At 72.8% G+C, this 26,840-nt stretch carries 24 protein-coding genes and 1 pseudogene; 9 read left to right on the top strand and 16 right to left on the bottom strand.

What is annotated here, in order from left to right; translation table 11 throughout:
- The first annotated feature begins 136 nt into the window (after positions 1–136).
- A complete protein-coding gene (locus tag V5O40_RS23875) occupies positions 137–1,168 on the top strand; it encodes a phosphotransferase family protein (RefSeq protein ID WP_332907540.1) in 1,032 nt (343 codons plus the stop codon).
- 56 nt (positions 1,169–1,224) lie between these two features.
- Here the strand turns inward: V5O40_RS23875 and V5O40_RS23870 are convergent, their stop codons facing one another.
- The 3 genes from V5O40_RS23870 to V5O40_RS23860 all read right to left on the bottom strand — a co-directional run bounded on the left by V5O40_RS23870 (position 1,225) and on the right by V5O40_RS23860 (position 4,027).
- A complete protein-coding gene (locus V5O40_RS23870; protein WP_332907539.1) occupies positions 1,225–2,301 on the bottom strand; it encodes a hypothetical protein in 1,077 nt (358 codons plus the stop codon).
- A 78-nt stretch (positions 2,302–2,379) separates the two neighbouring features.
- The gene (locus V5O40_RS23865) at positions 2,380–2,784 is read right to left on the bottom strand and encodes a hypothetical protein (protein WP_332907538.1); all 405 of its coding nucleotides are present in this window, start codon (positions 2,782–2,784) and stop codon (positions 2,380–2,382) included.
- Positions 2,785–2,845: 61 nt separating this feature from the next.
- A complete protein-coding gene (locus V5O40_RS23860) occupies positions 2,846–4,027 on the bottom strand; it encodes an NHL domain-containing protein (protein WP_332907537.1) in 1,182 nt (393 codons plus the stop codon).
- 131 nt (positions 4,028–4,158) lie between these two features.
- Between V5O40_RS23860 and V5O40_RS23855 the strand changes: the two genes are divergently transcribed.
- Positions 4,159–4,737, top strand: a complete 579-nt coding sequence (locus tag V5O40_RS23855; RefSeq protein ID WP_332907536.1) for a hypothetical protein — start codon at positions 4,159–4,161, stop codon at positions 4,735–4,737.
- 42 nt (positions 4,738–4,779) lie between these two features.
- On the opposite strand, the gene V5O40_RS23850 is transcribed toward V5O40_RS23855, so the two are convergent.
- The 5 genes from V5O40_RS23850 to V5O40_RS23830 form a co-directional block, all read right to left on the bottom strand.
- A complete protein-coding gene (locus V5O40_RS23850) occupies positions 4,780–6,588 on the bottom strand; it encodes an IucA/IucC family protein (RefSeq protein ID WP_332907535.1) in 1,809 nt (602 codons plus the stop codon).
- On the bottom strand, positions 6,575–7,189 hold the full coding sequence (locus tag V5O40_RS23845; protein ID WP_332907534.1) for a GNAT family N-acetyltransferase: 615 nt from the start codon (positions 7,187–7,189) through the stop codon (positions 6,575–6,577). Before V5O40_RS23845 ends, V5O40_RS23850 begins: the two co-directional genes overlap by 14 nt.
- Positions 7,186–8,466, bottom strand: a complete 1,281-nt coding sequence (locus V5O40_RS23840; RefSeq protein WP_332907533.1) for a lysine N(6)-hydroxylase/L-ornithine N(5)-oxygenase family protein — start codon at positions 8,464–8,466, stop codon at positions 7,186–7,188. The genes V5O40_RS23845 and V5O40_RS23840 overlap by 4 nt, the downstream gene beginning before the upstream one ends.
- 35 nt (positions 8,467–8,501) lie before the next feature.
- Entirely contained in the window at positions 8,502–10,046 is a 1,545-nt protein-coding gene (locus V5O40_RS23835) for a pyridoxal phosphate-dependent decarboxylase family protein (RefSeq protein WP_332907532.1), read from the bottom strand.
- A 145-nt stretch (positions 10,047–10,191) separates the two neighbouring features.
- Positions 10,192–11,220 (bottom strand): ABC transporter substrate-binding protein, encoded by a 1,029-nt coding sequence (locus tag V5O40_RS23830; protein ID WP_332907531.1) that lies wholly within the window; start codon positions 11,218–11,220, stop codon positions 10,192–10,194.
- 117 nt (positions 11,221–11,337) lie between these two features.
- On the opposite strand from V5O40_RS23830, the gene V5O40_RS23825 reads away from it, so the two are divergent.
- From V5O40_RS23825 to V5O40_RS23805, 5 genes are all read left to right on the top strand, one after another.
- A complete protein-coding gene (locus V5O40_RS23825) occupies positions 11,338–12,402 on the top strand; it encodes a FecCD family ABC transporter permease (RefSeq protein ID WP_408631938.1) in 1,065 nt (354 codons plus the stop codon).
- Entirely contained in the window at positions 12,399–13,421 is a 1,023-nt protein-coding gene (locus tag V5O40_RS23820; RefSeq protein WP_332907530.1) for a FecCD family ABC transporter permease, read from the top strand. The genes V5O40_RS23825 and V5O40_RS23820 overlap by 4 nt, the downstream gene beginning before the upstream one ends.
- A gap of 77 nt (positions 13,422–13,498) precedes the next feature.
- Entirely contained in the window at positions 13,499–14,308 is an 810-nt protein-coding gene (locus tag V5O40_RS23815) for an ABC transporter ATP-binding protein (protein WP_332907529.1), read from the top strand.
- Positions 14,305–16,347, top strand: coding sequence for a penicillin acylase family protein (locus V5O40_RS23810; protein ID WP_332907528.1), 2,043 nt, complete (start codon positions 14,305–14,307; stop codon positions 16,345–16,347). Before V5O40_RS23815 ends, V5O40_RS23810 begins: the two co-directional genes overlap by 4 nt.
- Positions 16,340–16,888, top strand: coding sequence for a GNAT family N-acetyltransferase (locus V5O40_RS23805; RefSeq protein ID WP_332907527.1), 549 nt, complete (start codon positions 16,340–16,342; stop codon positions 16,886–16,888). The genes V5O40_RS23810 and V5O40_RS23805 overlap by 8 nt, the downstream gene beginning before the upstream one ends.
- 151 nt (positions 16,889–17,039) lie before the next feature.
- Here the strand turns inward: V5O40_RS23805 and V5O40_RS23800 are convergent, their stop codons facing one another.
- The 7 genes from V5O40_RS23800 to V5O40_RS23770 all read right to left on the bottom strand — a co-directional run bounded on the left by V5O40_RS23800 (position 17,040) and on the right by V5O40_RS23770 (position 22,703).
- Positions 17,040–17,756 (bottom strand): RibD family protein, encoded by a 717-nt coding sequence (locus tag V5O40_RS23800; protein WP_332907526.1) that lies wholly within the window; start codon positions 17,754–17,756, stop codon positions 17,040–17,042.
- Positions 17,753–18,394 carry a GTP cyclohydrolase II gene (locus tag V5O40_RS23795; RefSeq protein WP_281581283.1) on the bottom strand — a complete coding sequence of 214 codons (642 nt, stop codon included), beginning with the start codon at positions 18,392–18,394 and terminating at the stop codon, positions 17,753–17,755. Before V5O40_RS23795 ends, V5O40_RS23800 begins: the two co-directional genes overlap by 4 nt.
- An 11-nt stretch (positions 18,395–18,405) precedes the next feature.
- Positions 18,406–19,368, bottom strand: coding sequence for a lysylphosphatidylglycerol synthase transmembrane domain-containing protein (locus V5O40_RS23790; RefSeq protein ID WP_332907525.1), 963 nt, complete (start codon positions 19,366–19,368; stop codon positions 18,406–18,408).
- A 62-nt stretch (positions 19,369–19,430) separates the two neighbouring features.
- The gene (locus V5O40_RS23785) at positions 19,431–20,255 is read right to left on the bottom strand and encodes a class I SAM-dependent methyltransferase (RefSeq protein ID WP_332907524.1); all 825 of its coding nucleotides are present in this window, start codon (positions 20,253–20,255) and stop codon (positions 19,431–19,433) included.
- Positions 20,252–21,304: a glycosyltransferase family 4 protein gene (locus tag V5O40_RS23780; protein ID WP_332907523.1), complete on the bottom strand. Its 1,053-nt coding sequence runs from the start codon at positions 21,302–21,304 to the stop codon at positions 20,252–20,254. The genes V5O40_RS23785 and V5O40_RS23780 overlap by 4 nt, the downstream gene beginning before the upstream one ends.
- Complete coding sequence (locus tag V5O40_RS23775; RefSeq protein ID WP_332907522.1) at positions 21,288–21,719, bottom strand: 6-pyruvoyl trahydropterin synthase family protein; 432 nt, start codon at positions 21,717–21,719, stop codon at positions 21,288–21,290. Before V5O40_RS23775 ends, V5O40_RS23780 begins: the two co-directional genes overlap by 17 nt.
- 3 nt (positions 21,720–21,722) lie before the next feature.
- The gene (locus V5O40_RS23770; protein ID WP_332907521.1) at positions 21,723–22,703 is read right to left on the bottom strand and encodes a zinc-dependent alcohol dehydrogenase; all 981 of its coding nucleotides are present in this window, start codon (positions 22,701–22,703) and stop codon (positions 21,723–21,725) included.
- 97 nt (positions 22,704–22,800) lie between these two features.
- Between V5O40_RS23770 and V5O40_RS23765 the strand changes: the two are divergent.
- Together V5O40_RS23765 and V5O40_RS23760 are read left to right on the top strand one after the other, a co-directional pair.
- Positions 22,801–23,380, top strand: a pseudogene (locus V5O40_RS23765) (CDP-alcohol phosphatidyltransferase family protein); the annotation flags it as partial.
- A gap of 247 nt (positions 23,381–23,627) precedes the next feature.
- On the top strand, positions 23,628–25,496 hold the full coding sequence (locus tag V5O40_RS23760; protein ID WP_408631937.1) for a sulfatase-like hydrolase/transferase: 1,869 nt from the start codon (positions 23,628–23,630) through the stop codon (positions 25,494–25,496).
- Between the two features lie 121 nt (positions 25,497–25,617).
- On the opposite strand, the gene V5O40_RS23755 is transcribed toward V5O40_RS23760, so the two are convergent.
- A complete protein-coding gene (locus V5O40_RS23755) occupies positions 25,618–26,661 on the bottom strand; it encodes a TRM11 family SAM-dependent methyltransferase (protein WP_332907520.1) in 1,044 nt (347 codons plus the stop codon).
- Positions 26,662–26,840: the final 179 nt, after the last annotated feature.

The following is a 26,840-nucleotide window of genomic DNA, read 5'->3' as shown; positions in this document are numbered from 1 at the left end:
GGGGGGGCGCGTCCGGGGGGTGGCGCGGCGGGGGGGGGCCCCCGCGGCCCCCCCCCCCCCCCCCGCGCCCCCCCCCCCGGGGGGGCCCGGCGGGCGGGGGACGGACAGCGCGCGGAGCGCCCCCTACGCTGTCCGGGTGGCGCCGGTCAGTCCAACGCAACGGGTCCTCTCCCCCGACGACGTGGTCGACTTCGTCCGGTCCTCGTTCGGGCCGGACCGGCGGGTGACCGACTGCGGGCCGCTGTCCGGTGGTGGCTTCGCCGCGGTGTGGTGGGTCCACCTCGACGGCGACCGGCCGGGAGCGGGCCGCACGCCACCGGGTCACCGGGACGTGGTGCTGAAGGTCGCCCCGCCGCCCACCGCGCGGCTGCTGCGCTACGAGACCGACCTGATCGCCGCCGAGGCCCGCTACTTCCGGCTGGTCGCCGAGCGGGCACCGCGGGTGCCGGTGCCGCCGGTGCTGCACCACGGCCGCAACCGGCGGCTCGGCGAGTGGCTGGTCACCGGCCGCCTGCCCGGCCGGGCCCTGCCCGACCTGGACGGTGACGACGGGCCGGCCCGTGCCGACCTGGGCGCGGCGACGGCCGCCCTGCACCGGGTCACCGGCGACCGGTTCGGCTACGACGCCGGCCGCACCGGCGGTGCGACGTGGTCGGCCGCGTTCACCGCGGTCATCGACGATCTGCTCGCCGACGCGGCCGACTGGCAGGTGGCGTTGCCGGTGTCGCCGCAGCGGCTGCGCGCCCTGGTGGCCCGGCACGGCGAGGTGCTCGACACGGTACGCCGGCCGGCGCTGCTGCACTTCGACTGCTGGGACGGCAACGTCCTCGCCGACCGGGACGCCGACGGCGCGTACCGGATGTGTGGCCTGGTCGACGGCGAGCGCTTCCTCTACGGTGATCCGCTGCTCGACCTGGTCTCGCCGCTGCTGTTCCGCCGTGCCGAGGACGAACCCACGCACCCGTTCCTGCGCGGGTACGCCGAGGCCACCGGGCTGCCACTGGTCTTCGACGACGGGGTCCGCCGCCGCCTCGCGCTGTACCGGATGCACCTGCACCTGCTGATGACCGTGGAGATGCCCAGCCGGGGCATCACGCCGGACAACGACCCCGGCCGGCACGCCCTGCTGGCCGAGTTGCTGGAGCGGGACCTCGCCGACCTGGCATGACCGGCCCGACGGCGCCCCGGCCGGGCCGGCGAGCGTTCCCGACGAGGTCGGGACGGTCAGTGGGACGGGGTCAGGCCGCCCCCATAGATGTCGGCGGGCGCGGCGCCGTAGAGGTCGGGTCGGTTGACCCCGAGTTGGCCGACCACCTTGCGTGCCTCGACGATATCGCCGTGTAGGCGGGTGAAGGCGTCGGCCACCTGCGTCTCGTCCGCGACGAACTTCTCGTTCTGCTTGGTCAGGGCACGCTGCACCGCCACCGCGACGTCCTGGGCGGTGACGCCGCCGAGCTCGACCGGGTCATCGTCGCCGACCTTCAGCCCCTGGGCGAGGGTACTCGCCGAGATGATCACCGCGCCGATCCAGGCGGCGATGCCACCGGTGGCGGCGATCAGCGTGCCCGAGGCGATGCCGACGAGCGTCGCCCACTGATAGCTGCTGGCGGACTTACCCCGGGCTTCGAGGTCTCCCAGCGCGGTGAGCGCCTTCTCGATGAGGTCCAGAATGGCCTTGCGCTGCGCGATCTTGCTGATCTTGTTGGCTTCCAACAGTTCCTTGGAGATGCGGGCCGCAGCGGCCTGGCAGGCCTGCCCGTTCTCCAGCGGGGCGAGGAAGTTGCCGATGAAGGTCTGCTGGAACGAACCCTCCCAGTGCCGCTCCATCTGGTCACGGACGGTCTGCAGCCCGGCCAGCCCGAGATCACGGTTGCCCAACTTCCCCGCCTCGGTCGCAACCCCTCCGAAGCTCTCGGCGATCTTGCCGAGGCTTTCGATCGCCGGGTTGGCCTCGTCCGGATCGGGCGTCAGGTAACCCTCGAACGTGGGCACGACCCACGCGTAGTGCTCGTTCTGGATCGCGTCCTGCCACCGCCTGATCTCCGCCTCGGTGATCAACACCTCGCTGTTCGGCAGCCCCGGGCCGTTGTTGATGATGACGGAGAACCCACCGGACGTGACGGTCGACGCCGGCCGGTCCGGGTTGGCCCTGTTGTATTCCAGCAACAGCGCGTCGAGGTAGGAGTTCAGGTCCTCCAGGGTCTGCCGGACGAACTCCTGACGCAGCCTCTCGGCCTGCTCCTTCAGCGTCGGTACGAAGTTCTGGTTGGTGTATTCGGACGGCGTGTCGGCGTTTCCCACAACTGTTCGGCCCCTCCGTGCGCAACGGTCTCCGTGGCCGCCCGCCGGCCCGGTCTCCGGTCGGACGTGGTGCGTCGGTCAGGAGGGCCCGCCCGCTCGCTGCACCGGGATCGGCTCGCCCGGGTCGTCCTCCGAGCCCGGCACCGGCGGCGCGATGTTGGGATCGGTGGAGTTGCGCAACGAGTCCGCGAGGATGTCCTGCAACTCCCGGGCCGCCTCCGTGTCTTCCGCCTCGTACCCGAGTCGCGCGTCGCGTACCGCGGTGGCCGCGTCCATCACCACGCCGCCGATGTCGGCGTACATCTCCTGCAACTCGTATCTCACCGTGTTCCACATGGTGAGGGCGAAGGTCAGACCGGCGGGGCCGTCCGCCGTGGCGACCGCGCGATTCGCGTCGTAGTAGACGTCCGCCACGCGCGGAAGCAGGGCCTCGGACACCCGCCACAACGCATACAGCTGACCACCTGTGACATCCTCCGGCACAACCATCACTCCCCGTCAATGGTCGGCGTGACCGTCCGGACACGCGCGATCGGCGACTTCCTCACGGTCGGCGGCGGCGCGACACGAGCACCGCCACCACGAGCCCCACGGCCAGCCCCACCACGACCACCAGCACCGACCACAGCCGCCACCGTCCACTGTCGTCGCCGGGTTCCGCATCGGTCAGTGCCGGCAGATCGAGACGGTACAGCCGGTTCTGACGCGAGTCCGCCAGATAACCGACTCGATCGTCCACCATGGCCAAAGGGCCCAGGATCGACGGGTTCGCCAGCAGGATCTCGAACCGACCGTCCGGGTACAGCCGGTAGATCCCGTCCTCGCTGGACAGGTAGACGGCGTTGCCGGTGGCGGTGACATACTGGGTGCCCCGCCAGACATCGGCTGGAATCGCGGCGTCCTCGGGGTCGACGGACGACCAGCGATCGTTGCCGTCGCGGACCAACGCCCGCATCAGATTGTCGGACAGGGTGTACAGCAGGTTGCTGGCCACCCAGCGGTCGCCGCCGGGGACGGTCGCCGTCGAGAGTGGCCCGTACGGGAAGGTGAACGAATCCGCCTCTCCGCTCGGCAGCACCCCGACGTCGCCGCTGCCGACCAGGGTGTCGATGATCCCATCGGCCGCGATCCGGCGCACCCGGTAGTTGCGCACGTCGCCGAAGACCAGCGCCCCGTCGGGCTCGACCTCGATCCCGCTGACGTCGCGCAGTTGGGCCTCGACGGCCGGCCCGCCGTCGCCTGAGAACCCGGCTCCGTTACCGCCGGCCACCAGACTGACCTCGCCGTCGCGCGACATCGCGAGGATCCGGGCGTTTCCGCCGTCACCGATGTAGAGCGTTCCGGTGGGTCCCACCGCCACACTGCTCGGATAGCGGAGCATGACCTCGGCGGCGGGTACGGTGGCGTCCCCGTTCAGCGGTGTCTGCGGCGCGTCCTGCCCAGCACGGCCCCGACCCACGACCGTCGTGATCACGCCGTCCGCGGAAATCGCCCGGACGACCCAGTTCTCCGTGTCAGCCAGGTAGACGACTCCCCCGGGCCCGAGCGCCACCGCGCCGGGCTTGTTCAACGTCGCCGCAGTGGCGGGACCTCCGTCGCCGGAGTATCCCCCGTCGCCGGTGCCGGCGTACGGAGTCGCGGTCGCGCCGTCGGCCGCAGCCTGCTGTGGCGCTGCGACCGTGGCCGCCACGACGAGGGCCGCCACGAGTGCGCGCCAGGTTCGCATCACGCACTAGTCTTAACACAGGCAGGCACGAATCGAGGGCCTGCGCCGGTCCCCTGCGGGACTGCGGTGGCACGACGCCGGTTCGGTTCGGCCGACGATGTGCACCAGCGCGAGCTGCGGAAGCGGGAGATGTGACCACATCAGAGCTTGAGCGGTGGCCGGAGATCTCCGCATCGTCGCCCGACGGTGCCATCTGGGCGACCACCACCGACGGCACCGACCTGCGGATCACCTTCGGCTACGGGGCGTACGCCCGCTACACCGAGACGAACCTCGCCCATCAGCTCGGCCGCCTCGGCCAGGCGGTGTGGATCGCGTTCCAACGGTCGCGAGAAGAGCTTCACCGACGACGGTCGGCGTCCTTCCGCGTCGTCGTGAGCCCGACCAGCCCGCCGGAACCGACCCCGGCACAGGCCGCGTACACCGAGGCGCTGAACCGGGTGGTGGCGACCGGCAGGTCACCGGACGGCGCCATCACCGTCCGCACCACCGGCGGCCTGCGTTGGACGGTGGAACTGGCGGACGGCACCCTCGCCCGGCTCGGCGAGGGCGCCTTCGTGTCCCAGGCCACCGCGGCCGTTCAGGCGATGCTCGCCGACCGGGAGAAGGAGATCGCCGGGCTGAAGGCGGAGTTCCTCGACCTGGGTGTACCGAGACGCTGGACCGAGCTGCTGAATCAGCTGCGCAGCCAGAACCGGGCCGGGAGCTGACCGGCGCGGGTCGCTCGACGGGAGCGACCCGTGACGTACCGCCTACCCGTTGCCGGGTGCGAACCGGGCGAGCGGATTGGTCAGGGCGCCGACCAGTTGCAGGGCCGCCGACGGGTCGGACAGGTCGACCATCTGCTGGTTGTCGCGCAGTTGCAGCCGGTTGAGGCAGGACAGCGCGAACTGCGGGGCGAACAGGTCGTAGCGGGCCAGCCGGTCGGCCAGGTGCGGTACCCGGCCGGCGTACTCGGTGGCGCAGTCGGCCACGGTGCGCCAGAACTCCTCCTCGCCGAGGACGCCCTGGTCGGCGAGGGTCGCGCCGAGGAACCGGAAGAAGCAGTCGAAGACGTCCGTGAAGATCGACAGCAGCTTCATGTCCTCCGGGATGTCGGCGCGGATCCGCTCGACCGCCGGCGGCAACTGCGCCTCGGCTCCCATCACCACGATCTCCTCGGCGATGTCCTTGAAGATCGCGCGCTCGACGACGCCGTCGCGCAGCACCAGGATGACGTTCTCGCCGTGCGGCATGAACGCCAGGTCGTAGGCGTAGAAGGCGTGCAGCAGCGGGGTCAGGTAGGCGGTCAGGTAGCGACGCAGCCACTGCGCCGGTGCCAGCCCGGAGGCGGCGATCAGCTCGGCGGCGAAGGACCGTCCGTCGGCGTCGACGTGCAGCAACGACGCCATGGTGGCCAGTCGCCGGCCCTCGGCCAGGTCGGGTACCGGGCTCTCCCGCCACAGCGCGGCGAGCATCTTCCGGTACGGGGAGTAGCGGTCGGTGGCGGCCTCGTACTGACGGTGCCGGTAGCCGACCGCGGCCCGCTCCCGGATGATCGTCAACCCGGTGTCCCGGAACACCTCGTCACCGTCGATCAGGTCGGCCAGCCAGTCGTTGATGGCCGGGGTGGCCTCCATGTACGCGGCCGACAGGCCCCGCATGAAGCCCATGTTCAGCACGGACAGCGCGGTCTTGACGTAGTGCCGCTCGGGGTGGCTGACGTTGAAGAAGGTGCGGATGGACTGCTGGGCGAGGTACTCGTCGGGGCCCTCACCGAGGCAGACCAGCCGGCGACGCGCCACCTCGCCGGCGAAGGTGACCGACAGCTTGTTCCACCACTGCCACGGGTGCACCGGGATGAGGTGGTAGTCGGCGAGGTCGAGGCCCAGTTCGGTCATGGTGGCGGCGAACCGGGCGAGGGTCGCCTCGCCCAGTTCGGTGCGCAGCAGCGTCTCCCGGTCCAGGTCCGCCGAGCTGGTGAAGGTGGCGTGGTCGCGGTGGGCGGCGAGCCAGATCAGCCGGACCGGGTGGGCCGCCTCGGGCGCGTACCGGTGGTACTCGTCGACGCCGAAGCCGAGCCGCCCGTTGTTGGCCACGAAGCAGGGATGGCCCTCGGTCATCGAGGTCTCGATGGTCTGGAAGTCGGCCGCCACCAGCTTCGCCGCGCCGGGCAGCGCCCGGTCCAGCTTGTACGCCAGGCCGGCGAGGGTGGACGTGATCTCCTCGAGGTAGACCGGCAGGATCCGGTCGGTGAGGCCGAGCGCGTCGCGCAGGTCGAGGCAGAAGTCGACCGCGTCCAGCGGCAGCGACTCACCGTCCCGGCGCCGGCTGATGCTCTCCGGGTCGATGTCCCAGTGCTCCAGGGTCGTCACCCGGGCCGCGAACCGGTAGCGGACCGCGCCGGAGGCGGCGGTGACGGCGTACCAGCGGCGGCCGGTGGCGTCGGCGGCGGAGCCCTCCGGCTCGGGGGTGAGCAGCCGCTCGTGGCTGAATTCGGCCAGCGCCTTGCGCACCAGCAGGCGGTTGGCCCGCTCCCAGGTCTGCGGGCGCAGGTGGGCGACCGGGTCAGGCGTGGTCACGGTGATGCTCCTTCGTCTCGGTGCCGGCCGCCGCGGTCACGTCGGTGGTGGCGGCGCGGAATCCCTGCCGGGTGCAGATGCTCAGCAGGGCGGTCTTCTCCGGCTTGGTGACCGGTCCGACCACCTCGAAGCCGACCGCCGCGTTGAGCGCCTGCACGGCGGTGTTGCGCACGTCCGGCTCGACCACCACCCGTTCGGTGGCGGGGTCGGCGAAGAGCCAGGCCAGCACGGTGGTGATGACGGCCAAGGTGAACCCGGACACCGGGGTGTCGGTGGGTGCGCAGAGGAAGTGCATCCCGACGTCGCCGGGCCGCGCGTCGTGCAGGCCGACCAGCTCGACGTGCGCCGGGTCGTACCGTTCGGCGAGGAAGGCCGGCTCGCCGCGCCACAGCCCGAGGTACGCCTCGTGGTGCGGGTGCTCGGCGATGCGGCGGTACTCGCCGGCCACGGCGTCGAGGTCGGCGTCCTGCATCAGCCAGAACGCCGCCTTGGGATGGGTCACCCACCGGTGCAGCAGCGGCGCGTCGGCGGCCACGTCGATCGTACGCAGGGCGAACTCGCCGAGTCGCCGATCGTGGCGGACGTGGACGAGCTGAGTCACCCCGGCACCCCGAAGTCCTGGAAGGTGATCGACTTCTCGATGGGGTACGGCTCGCGGCCGAGCAGTTCCCGGATGATCCAGCTGTTGCGGTACGGGCCCATGCCGAGGTCGGGCGAGGTGACGCTGTGGGTGTGGGTGCCACCGTTCTGCAGGAACACGCCGCGTCCGGTGGAGTCCACACTGTAGTTGCGGGCGACGTCGAGCCGACCGTGGTCGTCGAAGCGCAGCCGGTGCCGGATCGGCTCCAGGAACGCGGGCACCTCGTACCGGTAGCCGGTGGCCAGCACCAGCCCCTCGGTGTCCAGGGTGAAGTCCCGCTCCTGCTCGACGTGGCGCAGCCGAAGGGTGTGCGACCCGGTGCTCTCGTCGTACGTCACCTCGGTCAGCTCGGTGTTGGTGAGCAGCCGGGTGTTCACCGGGCCGTCGACGCTGCAGGCGTAGAGCAGGTCGTAGATGTCGTTGACCAGGTCGGCGGAGATGCCCTTGAACAACCCCTTCTGCTCGGCCTCCAGCCGGTACCGGGTGGGCTCCGGCAGCGCGTGGAAGTAGTCCACGTAGTCCGGCGAGGTCATCTCCAGCGTGAGCTTCGTGTACTCCAGCGGGAAGAAGCGCGGCGAACGGGTCACCCAGTTCAACTGGTATCCGTGGGTGCCGATGTCGCCGAGCAGGTCGTGGTAGATCTCGGCGGCGCTCTGCCCACTGCCGACGATGGTGATGCTCCGCTTGGCCCGCAACGCGTCCCGGTGCGCCAGGTACCGGGAGTTGTGCACCGCGTCGGAGGTCAGGCCGGCGCAGGCGGCCGGCAGATGCGGCGGGGTGCCGGTGCCGAGCACCAGATGCCGGGCCCGGTGGGTCACGACGGCACCGTCGACGGTGGCGGTCACCACGTAGTGGTCGTCGGCCGGGTCGTACTCGACGGCGGTGACCTGGTGACCGAAGCGCAGGTTGGGCAGCTTGGCGGCGGCCCAGCGGCAGTACGCGTCGTACTCCACCCGCAGCGGGAAGAAGTTCTCCCGGATGTAGAAGGGGTAGAGCCGGCCGATCTCCTTGAGGTAGCTCAGGAACGAGAACGGCGAGGTGGGGTCGGCGAGGGTGACCAGGTCGGCCAGGAACGGCGTCTGCAACCGGGACGACTCCAGCAGCATGCCGGGGTGCCAGGAGACGTCGTCGCGGGCCTCCAGGAACAGCCCGTCGAGGTCGGCGATGGGTGCGGTCAGGCAGGCCAGGCCGAGGTTGTACGGCCCGAGGCCGATCCCGATGAAGTCGTGGCTTCGCATCCGGCCCTCCAGGCTCGGGTTGGCAGCTGGCATGGTCAGCCGACCGGGCAGGTCAGGTCGGCGGCGGGCACGTGTTCGTGCAGGTAGCGGCCGGCGTGCTCGGCGATCAGGTCCAGCACGTAGGCGACGTCGGCGACAGTGGTGGCCGGGTTGAGCACGGTGAACTTGAGGTACTGGCGGCCGTCGACCTTGGTGCCGGCGACCACGCCGAGGCCGGAGGCGGCCAACGCCTCGCGGGCGCGCAGGTTGGCCGCGTCGGTCAGGTCCGGGCCCGGCCCGCTGGGCCGCCAACGGAACACCACGGTGCTCAGCTGCGAACGGGTCAGCACCTCGAAGCGCGGGTCGGCGGCGACCAGCTCCCACGCCTGCGCGGCCCGGTCGCAGACCTCGTCGAAGAGTTCACCGACCGCGTCGGGCCCCATCACCCGCAGGGTCAACCAGAGCTTGAGCGCGTCGAACCGGCGGGTGGTCTGCAGGCTCTTGTCGACCTGGTTGGGGATGCGCTGGGCGACCGTCCGGGCCGGGTTGAGGTAGTCGGCGTGCCAGGTGGCGTGCCGCAGGGTCCGCCGGTCGCGGACCACCAGGGCGCTGGAGCTGACCGGCTGGAAGAAGGACTTGTGGTAGTCGACGGTGACCGAGTCGGCGCGCTCGATGCCGTCGAGCAGGTGCCGGCGGGTCGGCGAGACCAGCAACCCGCAGCCGTACGCGGCGTCGACGTGCAGCCACACCCCGGCCGTGGCGCACACCTCGGCGATCTCGTCGAGCGGGTCGATGGTGCCGAAGTCGGTGGTGCCGGCGGTGGCCACCACCGCCATCACGGGCAGGCCGGCCCGCCGGCAACGGGCGATCTCGTGCCGGACCGCACCCGGGCGCATCCGCCGGTCGGGGCCGGTCTCCACCACCACCACCGCGTCCGGTGCCAGGCCGAGCAGCTTGGCCGCCTTCTGCACGCTGAAATGGCCGGCCGCCGAGGCGATGATCCGCAGCTGGGGCAGCAGGATCCGCCGGTCGGCGGGGGTCGCGGCGGCCAGCGCCTCCTCCCGGGCCAGCAGCAGGGCGTGCAGGTTCGACTGGGTGCCGCCGCTGGTGAAGACCCCGTCGGCGGCCGGACCGAGGCCGATCCGGTCGGCGGTCCACTCGATGAGCCGGCGCTCGATCAGGGTGCCGCCGGCGCTCTGGTCCCAGGTGTCCATCGAGGAGTTGACCGCGCTGAGGACCGCCTCGCCGAGCAGCGCCGGAATCACCACCGGGCAGTTGAGGTGGGCCAGGTACCGGGGGTGGTGGAACCAGACCGCGTCACGCAGGTAGACGTCCTCCAGCTCGTCGAGCGCGGCGGTGGTGTCGCCCAGCGGCCGGTCCAGGTCGATCGCCTCCACCTGGGGGGCGAGTTCGTCCGGGCGTACGCCGGTGAAGGGTCCGGTGGCGGCGGCGATCCGACGGGCCACCCGGTCGGTGCCGGCGGCCACCGCCCGGCGGTACTGCTCGACCGTGTCGTCGCTGAGCAGGTGGGCCCGGGCGGGTGTGGCGCCGGGTCGCGGGCGGGTCGGCGTTGCCTCGGCGGTGTGCACCGGCAGGGTCATGGACGTGTCCTCCACGCTCGGCGGTTCGGTTTTCGGGCAGCCGGAACCCGCCGCACGGCAGGTGGGCGGCAAGCGGATCGGGTCTGGCGGGCGGTGGCGGGGCGGCCGGTGCGGTGCTGGACCGCGACCGGCCGGCCCGCCGATGTCAGGTCAGTTTCCTGGCGCCCTGGATCGCCTTGGCGAGGTTCTCCAGCAGCGGCGCCGCGCCGGCGTACGAGAAGCGTGGCACCGCGTCCCACGGCGTGACCTGCCCGGCCTGCACGGCGGGCAGCTGCTTCCAGGTGGGCTTGGCGGCCAGGTCGGTGGGTTGCAGGGCGGTGCCGCGGTTGTCGAGCAGGATCAGGTCGGCGGCGAACTTTCCGGCGTTCTCCCAGCTGAGCGCCTCGAAGTAGTCACCGGATTCCAGCTTGGTCGGCACCACGATGTCGACGCCGAGTTCGGCGAAGTACATCAGGTCGGTGCTGACCTTGGGGTTGGAGACGTAGAACAGGTCGGGGCTGCCCGAGGCGGCCATCACCTTGATGCCCGGGTTGGCGGCGACGGCCTGGCGTACCGCCTCGGCGGCGGCTTCGAACCGCGCCTTGGCGTCGGTGACCTTCGGCGCCGACAGGTCGGCGCCGAGGGACTCGGCGAGCTGGGCGTACCGCTCGATCGGCCTGGTCATCGGCACCCGGGCGGTGGTGATGGTCACCACCGGCGCCAGCGGCAGGATCTTGTCCTTGCTCTCGTCCGGGACGTACCAGTAGGCACCCGGGTCGTACATGTGGGTGACCAGCAGCTCCGGGCGCAGGGCGGCGTACTTCTCGACGCTGAACTCGCCCCAGACGTTGCCGAGGATCTCGACGCTCTCCACGTCCAGGTCGCCGGCCTGCGGCTCGACGCTGCCGTCGGCCTTCCTGGTCTCACCGAAGACCCCGACGATCTCGCTTCCGAGTCCGAAGTCGACAAGCGCGGCGGCGGAGCCGGTGAAGGCGACCACCCGGTCGGGCCGGGCGTCGGCGGTCACCGTCTCGGGGCGGTCGTCGGTAAACGACCAGGGCCCGGAACCGTTGTCGGTGTCGGTGCCGGAGGTGTCGTCACGGCCGCAACCGACGAGCGCGGCGGCCATGGCGGCGCCGCCGACGGCGAGCAGCCCCCGGCGGGAGAGGCGACGGGCGGAGTGGTGCTCAGACATGCGTGTCGTCTTTCGATCAGGGTCTCGGACCGTGGACAGCCGGGGTTAGGCTAACCTAACCTAACCTCCCGCCTACACTCGGCTCCTGTCAAGCCCCCGACGGCGTTTCGCCCCACACTGGAGTTCACCCTGTCCGTCATCGAGTCGCCACCCCGCGAGCAGCCGACCCGGTCGACCACGGCACCTCGGCACCGCCGTACCGCCCTGCGCGCCGGCGGTCTCCTCGTCGCCGCGCTGGCCCTGCTCGCGGTCACGGTGCTGAGCATCGCCGTCGGTGCCAAGCCGATCCCGGCGTCCGAGGTCTGGCACGCCCTGACCGACCGCGACGCCGCCGAGTACACCGTCGTCCGACAGCTGCGGCTGCCCCGTACGTTGCTCGGTCTGCTGGCCGGCGCCGCGCTCGGCGTGGCCGGCGCGGCGATGCAGGCCCTCACCCGTAACCCGCTCGCCGACCCCGGACTGCTCGGCATCAACGCCGGGGCCGCCGCCGCCATCGCCACCGCCACCGCCCTGTTCGGCCTCGGCGGCGGCACCGGGCAGGTGTGGTTCGCCCTGCTCGGTGCCGCCGCCGTCACCGTCGGGGTGTACGCCGTCGGCGGCGGTCGCGCCGCCACCCCGGCCCGCCTGGCGTTGGCCGGCGCGGCGCTCAACGCGGCCCTGTACTCGTACGTCAGCGCGGTGATGCTGCTCGACGCGGCCGGCCTGGAACGGCTGCGTTTCTGGACCGTCGGCTCACTGGCCAGCGCCGACACCGGCACGGTGCTGCGGGTGCTGCCGTTCATCGCGGTCGGGCTGCTGGTCGCGCTGGCCGCCGCCCGCCCGCTCAACGCGCTCGCCCTCGGTGACGACGCCGCGCAGGCCCTCGGTGCCCGACCGGCTCTGGCCCGGGCCGGTGTGATCATCGCCATCACCCTGCTGTGCGGGGCCGCCACCGCCGCGTGCGGACCGATCGTCTTCGTCGGTCTGCTCGTGCCGCACCTGGTCCGCGCCCTCACCGGCCCCGACCTGCGCTGGCTGCTGCCCTACTGCGCGCTGCTCGCCCCGGTGCTGCTGCTCGGCTCCGACGTGCTCGGGCGAGTCCTCGGCCGCCCCGGTGAACTCCAGGTCGGGCTGATCACCGCGGTGGTCGGCGGTCCGCTGTTCCTGGCGCTGGTGCTCCGGACGAGGACGGTCCGATCATGATCGTGATCCGTACGCCCGCCCGGCTCTCCGTCCGGCTGCGTCCCCGCGTCCTCGCCGTCGGCACGGTCTGCCTGCTGCTCACCGTGGGTGTCGGCGTACTCGCCATCGGACACGGTGAGTACCCGATGTCGCCGACCGACGTGTTGCGCACGCTGACCGGTGGCGGCACCCCCGCCGAGGAGTTCATCGTCACCCGGCTGCGGCTGCCCCGGTTGGTCACCGGCCTGGCCGTGGGCGCCGCGCTCGGCCTAGCCGGAGCGGTGTTCCAGTCGCTGGTCCGTAACCCGCTGGGCAGCCCGGACGTGCTCGGTTTCACCCAGGGCGCGGCCACCGGCGCGCTCGTCGTGGTCGCCGTCGGCGGCAGCAGTGCCGCCCTCGCCGGTTCCGCGGCCCTCGGCGGAGTGGTCACCGGCCTGCTCATCTACCTGATCGCCTGGCGGCGCGGCGTGCACGGCTACCGGCTGGTCCTGGTCGGGATCGGCATGTCGGCCATCCTCACCGGCGTCAACGGCTACCTGATGACCCGGGTACCGCTGATGAGCGCCTCCCGGGCGATGCTCTGGCTCACCGGCAGCCTCGACGGTCGCGGCTGGTCCGACGCCGCACCGCTGCTGGCCGCTCTCGCGGTGCTGGTGCCGGCGCTGCTGGCCTGCGCGCCGGCGCTGCGGATGACCGAGTTGGGCGACGACGCCGCCGCCGGGTTGGGAGTCAGCGTGCACCGCCTGCGGATGCTGCTGCTTGCCGGGGCGGTGCTGCTGGTGGCGCTGTCCGCGGCCGCCGCCGGACCCGTGCCGTTCGTCGCACTCACCGCCCCGCACCTGGCCCGTCGACTCACCCGGGCGCCCGGGGTCACCCTGCTACCGGCCGCGGTCGTCGGCGCGCTGATCACCGTCCTCGCCGACCAGGTCGCGCTGCGCGCGCTGCCCGGCCAACTACCGGTCGGCGTGGTGACCGGCGTGATCGGCGGCGGCTACCTGGTGTGGCTGCTGGCCACCGAGCGCCGGGCGGGCCGGCTGTGACCGCCGGTCAGTCCGCCGGACCGGGGCGGACCAGCGGATCGGTCCTGACCACCACCCCTCAGAACGGAGCAACAAGCATGTCGACCTCCCGGCTCGGTGGCGACGGGCTGCGGCTCGCCTACGACCGACGCGTCGTCGCCGAGGACCTCACCGTCGCCGTGCCCGACCGCTCCTTCACCGTCATCATCGGCCCGAACGCGTGCGGCAAGTCCACCCTGCTGCGGGCGCTGTCACGGCTGCTGAGGCCGACCGCCGGTGCGGTGCTGCTCGACGGGACGGACATCCACCGGCTACCCGCCCGCGCCGTGGCCCGTACGCTCGGGCTGCTCCCCCAGTCGCCGATCGCCCCGGACGGCATCGACGTGGCCGAGCTGGTGGCCCGGGGGCGCTACCCGCACCAGGGGCTGCTGCGCCAGTGGTCCCGCGACGACGAGCGGATCGTCGCCGAGTCGATGGCCGCCACCGGCGTCGACGACCTCGGCGACCGGCTGGTCGACGAACTCTCCGGCGGCCAGCGGCAGCGCGTCTGGCTGGCCATGGCGTTGGCGCAGCAGACACCCCTGCTGCTGCTGGACGAGCCGACCACGTACCTCGACATCGCCCATCAGATCGAGGTGCTCGACCTGTGCGCCCGGCTGCACGAGGAGCAGGGTCGCACGCTGGTCGCGGTGCTGCACGACCTCAACCACGCCGCCCGGTACGCCACCCACCTGATCGCGATGCGCGACGGACGGGTGGTGGCCGCCGGCGAACCCCGCCGGATCGTCACCGCCGACCTCGTCGAGGAGGTCTTCGGCCTGCCCTGCCGGGTCATCGACGATCCGGAGACGGGTACCCCCCTGGTGGTGCCGGCGGCCCGGGCCCGAGCCGGTACGGTGCCGCGATGAACGCCCGCCGCTACCGCGACAGCCACGGGGTCCCCCACCTGCGCGCCGACGACCACCCGTCGCTGGCCTACGCCCAGGGTCGGGTCACCGCCCTGGACCGTTCCTGGCAGATCGAGGTGGAACGGCACCGGTCCCAGGGCACCTCCGCCTCCTTCCTCGGCACCGAGGCGGTGGCCTGGGACAGCTTCGCCCGCCGGGCCCGGCTCGACGACACCGCGCGACGCTGCCACGCCGCCCTCGACCCGGCCACCGCCGAGTGGGTGGGGCGCTACGTGGACGGGGTCAACGACGGGCTGTCCGCCGGTGCGGCACGGGCCCCGGAGTTCGCCGCCACCGGCCTGCGGCCGGGGCGTTGGCAGCCGTGGACGCCGCTCGCGCTCTGGCTCGGACATCACGTGCTCTTCGCGGGTTTCGGCAGCAAACTCTGGCGCGACCACGTGGCCCGCCGGCTCGGCCCGCGGGCCGCCAACCTGTTCGCCGTCGACAACCAGGTCACCTCGGGCAGCAACGGCTGGCTGCTCGCCGCCGAGCGCACCGCCACCGGCGCCGCCCTGATCGCCGGTGATCCGCACCGGTTCATCGAAGCGCCCGGCATCTACCAGCAGATCCGGCTGGCCTGCCCGGAGTACGACGTGCTCGGCTTCGCGGTGCCCGGCATCCCGGGCATCCCGCACTTCGGCCACGCCGGGGAGGTGGCCTGGGCGATCACCAACGCCATGGCCGACTATCAGGACGGGTACGCCGAACGGCTGCGCCGCCGGGGCGACCGGGTCGAGGCGTACGGGCCGCACGGGTGGCGTCCGGCGCACCGGCACGTCGAGACGATCGAGGTGGCCGGCGCCGCGCCGGTCGAGGTCGAGGTGATCGAGACCGAGCGGGGGCCGCTGGTGTGCGGTGGACCGGACGACGACCCGGCCAGCACGGTCAGCCTGCGGTATCCGCCCCGTGTCCTGGGTGAGCTGGGCTTCGCCGTCCTGCCGGCGCTGCTGCGGGCGCGCACCGTCGACGACGTCGACGCGGCACTCGACGGCTGGGTCGAACCGGTGAACGTGGTCCTCGCGGCCGACACCGCCGGCGGGCTGCTGCACCGGGTGGCCGGCCGGGTGCCGCGCCGCCACCCCGACAACGGGCTGCGGGTGGTCCCCGGCTGGGAGGCGAGCCACGCCTGGCAGGGCTGGCACGACATGCCGAGCAGCCCGGTCGGTCCGGTGGCGGTGATGGCCAACGAGCGTGGCCTCGCCGCCGGGCTCGGGGTGGAGTTCGCGCCGCCGTACCGGGCCGACCGGATCCGCCACCTGCTGGACACCGCCGACGACTGGCGAGCCGAGCAGCTCGCGACCGTGCACACCGACACCCACCTGGCCGCCGCCGGCCCGCTGCTGGACCTGCTCGGCCTGCTGGACGGGCTCGAACCGGCCGCCGCCGAGCTGCGGAAACGTCTGCTGACCTGGGACCGCCGGATGGACGCCGACAGCGTCGACGCCGCCGCCTTCGCCGATCTGCGGGCCGCGGTGACCCGCCGGCTCGCCGCCCACCCCGCCCTGGCGGCGCTTGCCGAGCCACCCGCCTACCCGGAGGTGTTCCGGCCGTGGCTGGGCCTGCCGGCCCGGGTCGGGTACGCGGTGACGCCGCTGCTGCACGCCGACCTTCCCGGCGTGGATCGGGCCGACCTGCTGCGCGAGGCCCTGGCGGAGGTGGCCGCCGCCGACGGCACCCACCGGTGGGGTGAACGGCACCGGCTCCTACCGTGGCGGGCGCTGCCCGATCCGGCCGCGTCGCCGGGGCCGCGACTGTCCGGTGACCACGACTGCGTGCTGGCCACCTCGAGCGTCCCCGGCGTCACCGACCTGTGCCTGCGCGGGCCGGCGGCCCGCTACGTGTGGGACCTGGCTCGGCGGGACGACAGCCGCTGGGTGGTGCCGTTCGGCGCTACCGGCGCCGGGCCGCACCGCGACGACCAACTGCCGCTGTGGTTGCGCGGCGACCTGATCCAGACCTGCTGCGACTGGGACCGGCTGACCGAGGAGCACCATGACTGACCGCCACCACTACGAACGTCACGTGCCCCGGTTCGGTGTGGTGGCGTTCCGGCCGGTCGAGCCGGACGCCGACGCCGAGGTGATCCACTCCTGGGTCTGTCAGGAGCGGGCCCGGTTCTGGGGGATGCGCGACGCCGACCGGGAGCGGGTCGCCGAGATCTACCGGTACGTGGACTCGCTGTCCACCCATCACGCGTACCTCACCCTGCGCGACGGGCACCCGGTGGCGCTGTTCCAGACCTACGAACCGGAGCACGATCCGGTCGGCAAGTGCTACCCGGTACGCCCCGGCGACCACGGCGGGCACCTGCTGATCGGCACCCCGGTACGCCCGGAACCGGGTTTCACCGGCACACTGCTGGCCGAGTTCGTCGCCTTCGTCTTCACCGATCCCGGCCGGCTACGGCTGGTGATGGAGCCGGACGCCCGCAACGACAAGGCGATCGCCCGGCTGCGCCGGGCCGGCTTCGTCGACGGCCCGCTGATCGACCTGCCCGACAAACGCGCCCGGCTGATGTTCCTCGACCGCCCGTCGGCGTAGCCCCACATGCGGCATGTCGCGCCCTCCCGCCGCCCGGCGTCCCGCGAGATGCCGCATGTCGCTGACCGCCGCCGCACCGACACCGCGAGACGCCGCATGTCGCGCCCCGTCGCCGCACCGACACCGCGAGGTGCTGCATGCGGCGCGACCGTCAGTCGGTCGACGGCGGCTCGCAGCGTTCGGACAACGCGTAGCGGGTGAGCACCACGTCACCGATCTGACGCGCCTCGACCACCTGCGCCCGCCGACCCGGGTGCCACGGGAAGCTGCCCTCGCCGACGAACCTCGGCGCCCGCCGGTCACCGACGAAGAACGGGGCCACCACCAGGTGCAGCTCGTCGGCCAGCCCGGCGGCGAGGAACTGGCCGTGCACGCCCGCGCCGCCCTCCACCAGCAGGCGGCCGACACCCCGCTCGGCCAGGTCGGTCAGCATCCATCTCAGGTCGACCGGATCACCGGCGTCGACCACGGTGGCCAGCTCACCGAGCCGGTGCCGGGTCTTCTCCACCGCCGCACCGGCGCTGTAGACGATCCGGTCGGTGTCACCCACGGTGAACAGCCGGGCCTCGGGGTCCAGGTCGCCGCAGCCGGTCATGGTCACCCGGGTCGGCGACGCCGGCAGCCCACGGGCGATCCGTTCGGCCCGGCGCCGCTCGCAGCGCACCAGCAACCGGGGATCGTCCCGGCGAACGGTGCCGGCACCGACCAGGATCGCGTCGCAGCCGGCCCGGACCTCGTCGACCCGGTCGAGATCCGCGTCGTTGGACAGCAGCAGCCGCTCGTCGGTGGCGTCGTCGATGTAACCGTCGATCGAGGTGGCGCAACTGAGCAGCACGTACGGCCGGGCCGCCCCGGACGGGCCGGTCACCGGACGAAGGGAAGGTCGGCGGCGCGGGCCGCGCGGCTGGCCTTCGCCGCGAGGTAGTCGGCGTTGGCCGGCGACAGGAACACGCCGGTGGGCACCTGCTCGGTCACGGTGATCCCGAGCCGCCCCAACTGCTCGGTCTTCTCCGGGTTGTTGCTCAGCACCGCGATCGGGCCGACACCGAGCGCGGCGAGCATCTGCGCCGCCACGGTGTAGTCGCGTTCGTCCTCGGCGTGACCGAGCGCGACGTTGGCCTCGAAGGTGTCCAGCCCCGCGTCCTGCAACGCGTACGCGTCGAGCTTGGCGTACAGCCCGATGCCCCGGCCCTCCTGGCGCAGGTACAGCAGGTAGCCGCCGACGTCGGCGATGCGTTGCACCGCCTCGCGCAACTGGGGCCCGCAGTCGCAGCGTTGGCTGCCGAACACGTCGCCGGTCAGGCACTCACTGTGCGGGCGGACCAGCGGCGCGCCACCGGCGCGTTCCGCCGCGCCGGGATCGCCGAGGCCGAAGGCGAGGTGCTCCCGGCCGTCGACAAGCCCGTCGAAGGTGAACAGCCGGGCCGTGGTGGTGTAACCGTCGGGAAACCGCAGCGGCACGGTGACCTGCGTCCGGATGGTGGCGACAGGCAGTGATTCGGACATGGGTCTCCTCGTCAGACGGTGGCGGGTACACGGACACGTCGGGCCAGGAGCACGGCGGCTCCCGGCAGGCTCGCGACGAGCACCAGGGCGCCGTACACCGTCGCGGTGGCCACCCCCTCGGCGGCGGTCAGGCCCGCGGCGGCGAACGCCCACGCGGCCACCCCCTCGCGGGGGCCGAACCCGGCGACGTTCGCCGGCACCCCCATCGCGAGCAGGGCCAGCAGGGTCAGCGGCAACAGCAGGGTCAACGGAGCGGTCGAACCCGCCGTGCGTGCGGCCACCAGGAAGGTCGCGAGGTGCCCGGCCACCGCCAGCGCGGAGGCGAGCAGGACCCCCGCCCAGGTACGCCGGCCGAGCAGCCCGAGCCGTACGTCCGACACGGCGGTGCCCAGAGCGCGGGCCCACCGGGAGGCACCGGACTGCGGCAGCAGCCGGGCCGCCACCACCACCGCGACCAGCACCGCCACCGCCACGGCGGTCGCCACCGGCAGGAACGGGCGCACCGGCGACGGGAAGGCGAACAGCAGCACCGCGGCGAACGCGACCAGCACCACCTGCCCGGCCATCCGTTCCCACACCACCGCCCGGATGCCGCGTCCGACGTCTCCCACGTCGCGGCCGTGCCGCACCGCGCGGTGCACGTCACCGAGGATGCCGCCGGGCAGCGTCGCGTTGAGGAAGATCGCCCGGTAGCAGTGGGCGACCGCCTCGCGCAGTGGCAGGCTCACGCCGAGGCCACCGGCGACGAGGCTCCACCGCCAGGCGGCGCAGACGGTGGTGAGGACGCCGATGGCGAGCGCGGCGGCCAGCGCGGGCGCGTCGATCAGTCGCAGCCCGGCCAGGAACGGCCCGGTGCCCAGCCAGCAGAGCAGCCCGACGAGGACGGCCACTCCAAGTGCCAGCCGGGCCCAGCCCCAGAACGACCGGCGCGCCGAGGTCGCCGTGGGTGCGGCGCCGCCAGCTTCATCCCCCACTCGTGCCTCCCCGGCATGACGATCTTCCCTGACTGTACGCACGTAGCTGGTCGGCTGCCGGTTCAACGGCGCAGGGCCAGCAGGTCGACGTGACCGACCAGTACCCCGAGGCGACCACTTTCAGCCTCCGCCAGCCGACGTCGTGCGTACTCGCCGGTGCGGGCGGTCAGGTCGGGGCGTTGCTCACGGGCCGCGTCCAGCCACCCGGTGAACCACTCCGCCGTCAGGGTGGCCTGCTCCGGCCCGAGCCGCCAGGGGCTGGGCCGCAGCTCCACGTCCACGCCGTGGCGGGCGAAGGCGGCGACGCAGGCGTCGACGGCGTCCGGCCCGAGCAGCCGCCGGCCACCGACGGTACGACGTTGGTGGCCGTTGAAGGCGGCGGCGACCTCGTCGTCCAGCGGGTCGGCCGGGGTCAACCGCACCGTGCCGGTCACCGAGATCAGGAACAACGCCGGACAACCGGCCTCGGCGCCGGCGGCGACCAGCCGGTCGAGTTCCTCGACGGTCAGCATGTCGAGCAGGGCCGAGGCGGTGACCAGGGCGGCGTCGGTCAGCTCGGCGGCGGTCAGCCGGGTCAGGTCGCCCGGGCGGGTCTCGACGGTGACCGGCGCCCCGTCGGCGGCGGTGGCCGGCATGCCGGCGTACGCCCGGGCCAGCAGGTCGGGATCCTGGTCGTGCAGGATCCAGTGCTGGGCGCCGGGCAGCAGCGGGGCCAGCCAGCGGCCCAGCGAGCCGGTCCCGGCACCGAGATCATGCACCACCAGGGGGCCGTGGCCGGGCAGCGTCGCACGCAGCGTGTCGACAAGTTCGATGGACCGGGCCGCCACGTCGGCGGGTTCCCGCAGCGCGAGCCACTGTGCGAAATCGGGCGGGAGATCGATGCTCATGCCGACGCCTCCTTCAGGGCCGTGATGATCCGGGCGACCGTGCTGCCCCAGTCCGCGAGGGTGTCCCGTCGCTGGACGGCGGCGTGCCGCAACTGCTCGCGCAGGGCCGCGTCGTCGAGCCAGCGGCGTACCGCCGTGGCCAGGGCGGTCGGGTCGTCGGGCGGCACCAGCAGACCCGGCCGGTCGCCCGTCGCCGTCCGCCCGAGGGCGTCGGGCAGTCCGCCGACGGCGGTGGCGAGCACCGGTACGCCGCGCGCCAGCGCCTCGGTGACCACCATCCCGTACGTCTCGCCGCGCGACGGATGCACCAGCAGGTCGGCGGCGGCGTACGCGGCGTGCAGCCGGTCACCGACCAACGGTCCGGCCAGCCGGATCCGGTCGCCGAGCCGGCCCGCGGTGATCCGCTCGCGCAACCGGTGCACGTACTCCGGCTCCCGGTGCAGCGGCCCGACACAGGTGAGCGTCCAGCGCCGGTCGGCCACCGTGGCCAGCGCCTCGACCAGCACGTCGTGCCCCTTGTGCCGGGCGACCGCGGCGACGCAGAGCAGGGCCGAACCGGTGGCCGACCCGGCCGCCGGTGGGGCCGGGTCCACCCCGGGCGGGGCCACGTGCACCCGCTCGGCGGGCAACGCGTACCGGCGCAGCAGCGCGTCGCGGGTCCAGGCGCTGGTGGCCACCACGGCGGTGACCGAGGCCAGGGCGCTGGCCTCGGTGTCGTCGTCCCGGGGCAGGTGCACCAGCGCGACCAGCCGCAACCGCCCACGGTGGGCGGCGAGGACGTCCGGCACCACCGAGGCGACCAGGCCGTCGACGAGCACCAGCGCCCCGTCCGGCGTGCCGGCCAGCACGTCGGCCAGCGCTGCCCGCGCCGCCGGCGACGGTCGCGGCCAGTCACCGGCCACGGCGTGCTCACGGACCGACCAGCCGGCGGCGGTGAGCCCGGCGCAGATCCGCCGGTCGTAGCCGTTGCCGCCGCTGGGCGACGCCGGGTCGTCGATGTCGCCCGGCAGGATCACGTGCAGGATCGGCACGTCAGGCGGTGCCCTCACCGGCGGCGGTCGAGCCGGGCAGTGCCCGCTCGTAGCTGGCCCAGGCCACGTGCGACTCGTGCAGGGTGACCGTGATGCCGGTCAGGCCCCGGGCGCCGTCGCCCAGCTGACCGGCGGCCACCCGGTCGGCGAGCCGGTCGGCGACGGTGCGGGCCAGCACCTCGGTGGTGGTGTTCCGTCCGGCGAACGCGGGCTCGTCGTCGAGGTTGCGGTAGTTCAGCTCGCCGAGCACCGCCTTGAGCTGGTCGGTGGCCAGTCCGATGTCGACCACGATGCCGTCGTCGTCGAGGTCGGGGCGGCGGAAGGTGGCGTCGACCACGAACGTCGCGCCGTGCAGCCGCTGGGCGGGGCCGAAGACCGCGCCGCGGAAGCTGTGGGCGATCATGATGTGGTCACGGACGGTAACGCTGAACACGATTCACTCCCCGTCGTAGGTGATGAGATGGCACAGCGCGGGCAGGTCGCCCCCGCTGAGTCGGGCGAGCACGTCGGGTAGTTCCGCGAAGGGCGACCGGCCGGTGATCAGCGCGTCGAACCTCGGATCGGCGAGCAGGTCCAGGGCGAGGGCCATCCGGTCGGCGTACCTGCGACTGCCGCGTCGCGCCGGAGCCACCATGCCGACCTGGCTGCTGCGGATGGCCAGCCGTCCGGAGTGGAACGCGCCACCGAGGGACAGTTGCACCGGCCGGTCGCCGTACCAGCTCAGTTCGAGCAGGGTGCCTTCCGGCGCGAGCAGGTCCAGGCCGCGTTGCAGGCCGGCGGCGCTGGCGCTGGCGTGCACCACCAGGTCACGGCCGTCGACGGCGGTCTCGGGGGTGGCGAAGTCGACGCCCAGCGCGGCGGCCACCTCGGCGCGGGCCGGGTCGGTGTCCACCAGTTCCACCCGTACGCCCGGGAAGCGGGCCAACAGCGCGGTCACCGCGCAGCCGACCATGCCACCGCCGACCACGGTCACCCGGTCGCCGACCAGGGGCGGGGCGTCCCACAACGCGTTGACGGCGGTCTCCACCGTCCCGGCCAGCACCGCGCGGGCGGCCGGCACCCCGGCCGGCACGACGGTCACCGCCTCCGCCGGCACCACGTAGGCGCTCTGGTGCGGGTGCAGGCAGAACACCGTCCGCCCGAGCAGGTGCGCCGGCCCCTGCTCGACCTCGCCGACACTGAGGTAGCCGTACTTGACCGGAGCCGGAAAGTCACCATCCTGGAACGGGGCGCGCATCGCGGCGTACTGGCTTGCCGGCACGCCACCGGTGAAGACCAGCGTCTCGGTGCCCCGGCTGACCCCGGAGTACCGGCTGCGCACCAGGACCTCGTCGGCGCCCGGTTCCGGCAGCGTCACCGGACGGAGCTCACCCACGCCGGGAGTTCGGAGCCAGAAGGCGAGGGCGCTACGCGTCACCGGTTTTTTCTCCTTACCTGCGTCCAGACCGAACCGATCCGTCGTATTTTCCGTAGTTCCCAGTCGGGGGGTCGTCGATCATAAACACGGAGGCACGGTGTCCACAGTTCGAACCGGTCCGCAAATCGGGCTGATCGTCCAGATCGTCCTGCTGGCGGGGCTCGCCGCGACGGTCGGTCTCGGTGTCGCGGGCTGGCTGTCGGGCCTGGCGTACGGGGCGGTGACCTGTCTGGCACTCGTGCGTGGGCTTCGCCACGCGGGCTCGGACCGACTGGGACCGGCCGACTGGGTGACCATGGGCCGTGGGCTGCTGGTCGGCGCGGTGACCGCGCTGATCGCGGACGCGCTGATCGACGGTCGCCCCGCCCCGGTGGCGCCGCTGGTGGCGATGACGGCGGTGGCGCTGGCACTGGATGCCGTCGACGGCAAGGTGGCCCGGCGCACCGGGACCACGAGCGCCCTCGGCGCCAGGTTCGACATGGAGGTCGACTCGTTCCTGGTGCTGGTGCTGAGCCTGTACGTCGCGCCGTCGGTCGGTGCCTGGGTGCTGGCCATCGGCCTGATGCGGTACGTCTTCCTGCTCGCCGGCTGGGTGCTGCCCTGGGTCAACGCGCCGCTGCCGCACCGGTACTGGCGTAAGGTGGTCGCCGCGGTCCAGGGAGTCATGCTCGCGGTCGCCGCCGCCCAGGTACTGCCCGGAGTGCTGACCACTGTCGTGCTGGTGGTCGCGCTGGGGATGCTGGTCGAGTCGTTCGGCCGCGACGTCGGCTGGCTGTGGCGCCACCGGCAGGCCCGACCCGTCCCGGCCGTGGTGGCACCGGCGGTGCCGACCGTACCGACCGTGCCGATCGGCATGCGGCGGGTCGACGAGCGTGACCTGCCCACCGCCCCCGTCCTGTCGCTGCGCTGACCCCGGAGACCCAGTTGCCGATCGCCGACCGGGCGTCCACGCCCGACGCCGAGCAGAACCCGAGCGCCACCACCGGGCGGCGCACGCACACGGTCGAGGCAGGCCCGCCCGAAGCCGGTTCCGCACGCGAGACCGCGATGGTCGACACCCGCGCGACCGAGATGGTCGACGGGCACCCGACCGGAACCGTCGGCGCGGGTCGGACCGGAACCGGTGAGACGCACGGGACCGACACGGATGACGCCGCGTACCGGCCGGCGCCGGTCACCGCGCGCCGGCGGATCGTCGGGCGGGTGGTCACGGCGCTCGCCGCGCTGCTGGTGCTTGTCACGTTCACCCTGCCCAACCGGCCGTGGCAGCTGGAGCCCGGCGCGTTCCTGCGGATCCCGTTGGAGGGGCTGCTGCTGGCCGCGCTGCTGCTCGCGCTGCCCGGTCGGCCCCGCCGGGTGGTGGCCGTGCTGGCCGGTGGGCTGCTCGGACTCGTCGCCGTGGTCAAGGTCGGCGACCTCGGTTTCTACTCGTCGCTGGGTCGACCGTTCGACCTGGTGCTGGACTGGTCGCTGCTGGACGAGGCGTTCACCTTCGTGGCCGAGTCGATCGGCCGACCGGGCGCGATCGCCATCGCACTCGGGGTCGGGTTGGTCCTGCTGGCCGTACCGGTGCTGACCGCCCTGTCGGCGGTGCGGCTGTCCGGATTGCTGGCCCGACACCGCACCGGCAGCACGCGCGCGATCGCCTCGCTGGTGCTGGTCTGGGCGGTGCTGGCGGCCTCCGGGGCGCGGATCGTGCCCGCCATGCCGATGGCCGACACCAACGCCACGATCCTGGTGCAGGAGCACGCCGCCGAGGTTCGGGACCGGCTGTACGACCGCGAGGCGTTCGCCAACGAGGTGGGGGTCGACCCGTTCCGCGACGTGCCCGGCGACCAGCTGCTCACCGGGCTGCGCGGCAAGAACGTGGTGATCGCCTTCGTGGAGAGCTACGGCCGCGACGCGGTCACCGACGCCGAGTTCGCGTCCATCCCCCGGATGCTCGACGAGAGCGCCGATCGGCTGGCCACGGCCGGGTTCGCCACCCGCAGCGGCTTCCTCACCTCACCGACCATCGGCGGGGCGAGCTGGTTGGCACACGCCACGCTGCTCTCCGGCCTGTGGGTGGACAACAACCAGCGCTACCGGAACCTGCTCGCCACCGACCGGTTCACCCTGGGTGACGCGTTCCGGCGCGCCTCCTGGCGTACGGTGGGGGTGATGCCGGCGGTCAACCAGGCCTGGCCGGAGGGCGCCTTCTACGGCTACGAACAGTTCTACAGCGGCCCCGACCTGGGCTACCAGGGCCCCAAGTTCGCCTTCGCCCCGATGCCGGACCAGTTCGCCATCCACCAGTTCCACGAGCGGGAGCTGGCCGGGCAGCAGGACCGTCCGGTCATGGCCGAGCTGGCCCTGGTCTCCAGCCACTCCCCCTGGACGAAGGTCCCGTCGCTTGTCGACTGGGACACCATCGACGACGGCGAGGTGTTCCGGCGGGGCATCATCGGCACGCCGACGGCGCAGGCCCGCACCGGCTACCGACACTCGATCAGCTACACGCTGCGTACCCTCATCTCCTACGTGGAGCGCTACGGCGACGACGACACGGTGCTGGTCTTCGTCGGCGACCACCAGCCCGCGCCCGTCGTCACCGGCGAGAACCCGAGCCACGACGTACCGATCCACATCGTGGCGAAGGACCCGGCCGTGTTCGAGCGGATCAACGACTGGGGCTGGCAGGACGGCCTCACCCCGGACGCCGACGCCCCGGTCTGGCCGATGCACGAGTTCCGCGACCGCTTCCTAACCGCCTTCGCCCCCACCGGATCCCGCCCCCAAGCCCACCCCCGCTGACCCCCCACCCCCACCCCCACCCCCGCGATCTTGCACTTCTTGTCCCCGCAAAAGGGGCACAGCGCACGTATCGGCGACCGAAAGTGCAAGATCGCGGGGGGTGGCGGGGTGGGCGGGGGTGTCAGGTGGGTTTTTGGGCTATCAGGACGTCGCGGACGATGGCCTGGTCGACGCGGTGGGTCAGGGTGCGCCAGGGGCCGGTGTCGAGGACGGTCAGGCCGGCCGCGGCCAGCCGGGCGGCGGCCTCCTCCCGCCGCGCGACGTTCGTGTTCCACGAGATGCCCAGCGCGCCGCCGGGGCGCAGCACCCGTGCCCAACCCGGCGCGGCGACGGTGAGCAGCGCGAGCGGGTCGCGGGCCAGGCCGGTCTCGGCGGTACGGCTGCCGTGCTGCACACCGTACGGCGCGTCGGCCACCACCACGTCGATCGTCTCCGGGCGGAAGAACTCACCGACCCGGGTGGTGTCGGCGTTGACCACGTCCACGCACTGCACGTCACCGGCCTTGTGGGCCTCCTTCGAGGCGGCCAGTTCCACCCGTAGCCGCCGACCGACCACCTTGCGCTCCCGACGGATCGGCCCGGACTCCAGCACCCGGTGCTTGACCCGCTTGCGCTTGAGCCAGGTGCTCAGGAACGTCTGGTACGCCTCGAAGTCCTTGCTGTCGCGGTCCACGCCGGCGGCGTCGAAGCCGTACATCATCGCCTGGTTGAGCGTGGTGCCCCGGCCGCACAGCGGATCGAGCACCCGGAACCGTCGGGTCAGCAGCTCGCCGGCTCCGTCCGAGGCGAGCAGCGTGACGTTGAGCAGCAGCTTGGTGAACTGCTCGTTGGTCTTGCCCGGGTACTTCTGGATGGTGAGCAGGTCGTCGTCGAAGCGGTCCAGCCGGGTCAACGGCACCGGGCGCAGCAGCTCGCCGACGAACTCGAAGATCGCGTACGCGCTGGAGAGGTTGCCCAGCAGCGCGGCGTCCCGCTCGCTGAGGCCACCGACGGCCTCGAACGTGACGTAGCGCGCCCCGCCGATGGTCGCGGTCGCCACGTCACCGATGCGCCCGCCGAGCACCGCGTCGCCGAAGATCTCCAGCTCCGCGCGGGTCAACTCCACCGCCGCCCCCGAGTACACCCGGTTACTCGACGGCAGACTCAACACCCCATACCTCGCCACGACCGCCCACTATCCCACCCCACCGACCCGCCTCCCGCACTCCCCTGCCGATCAGGCAGTTGTGGCACCCGTGGGGCACCACCACTGCCTGTTCGCGACGGTGCGGGTCAGGAGGGCAGGCCGCCGACCAGGGAGTTGATACACGAGCGGATCGAGGGCAGGTCACCGTAGATGGACGG

The sequence above is a fragment of the Micromonospora palythoicola genome (assembly GCF_036689795.1).
GTDB lineage: Bacteria > Actinomycetota > Actinomycetes > Mycobacteriales > Micromonosporaceae > Micromonospora > Micromonospora palythoicola.
Note: the sequence above shows the minus strand (reverse complement) of the source record. Positions and strands in the feature narration are given on the sequence as shown.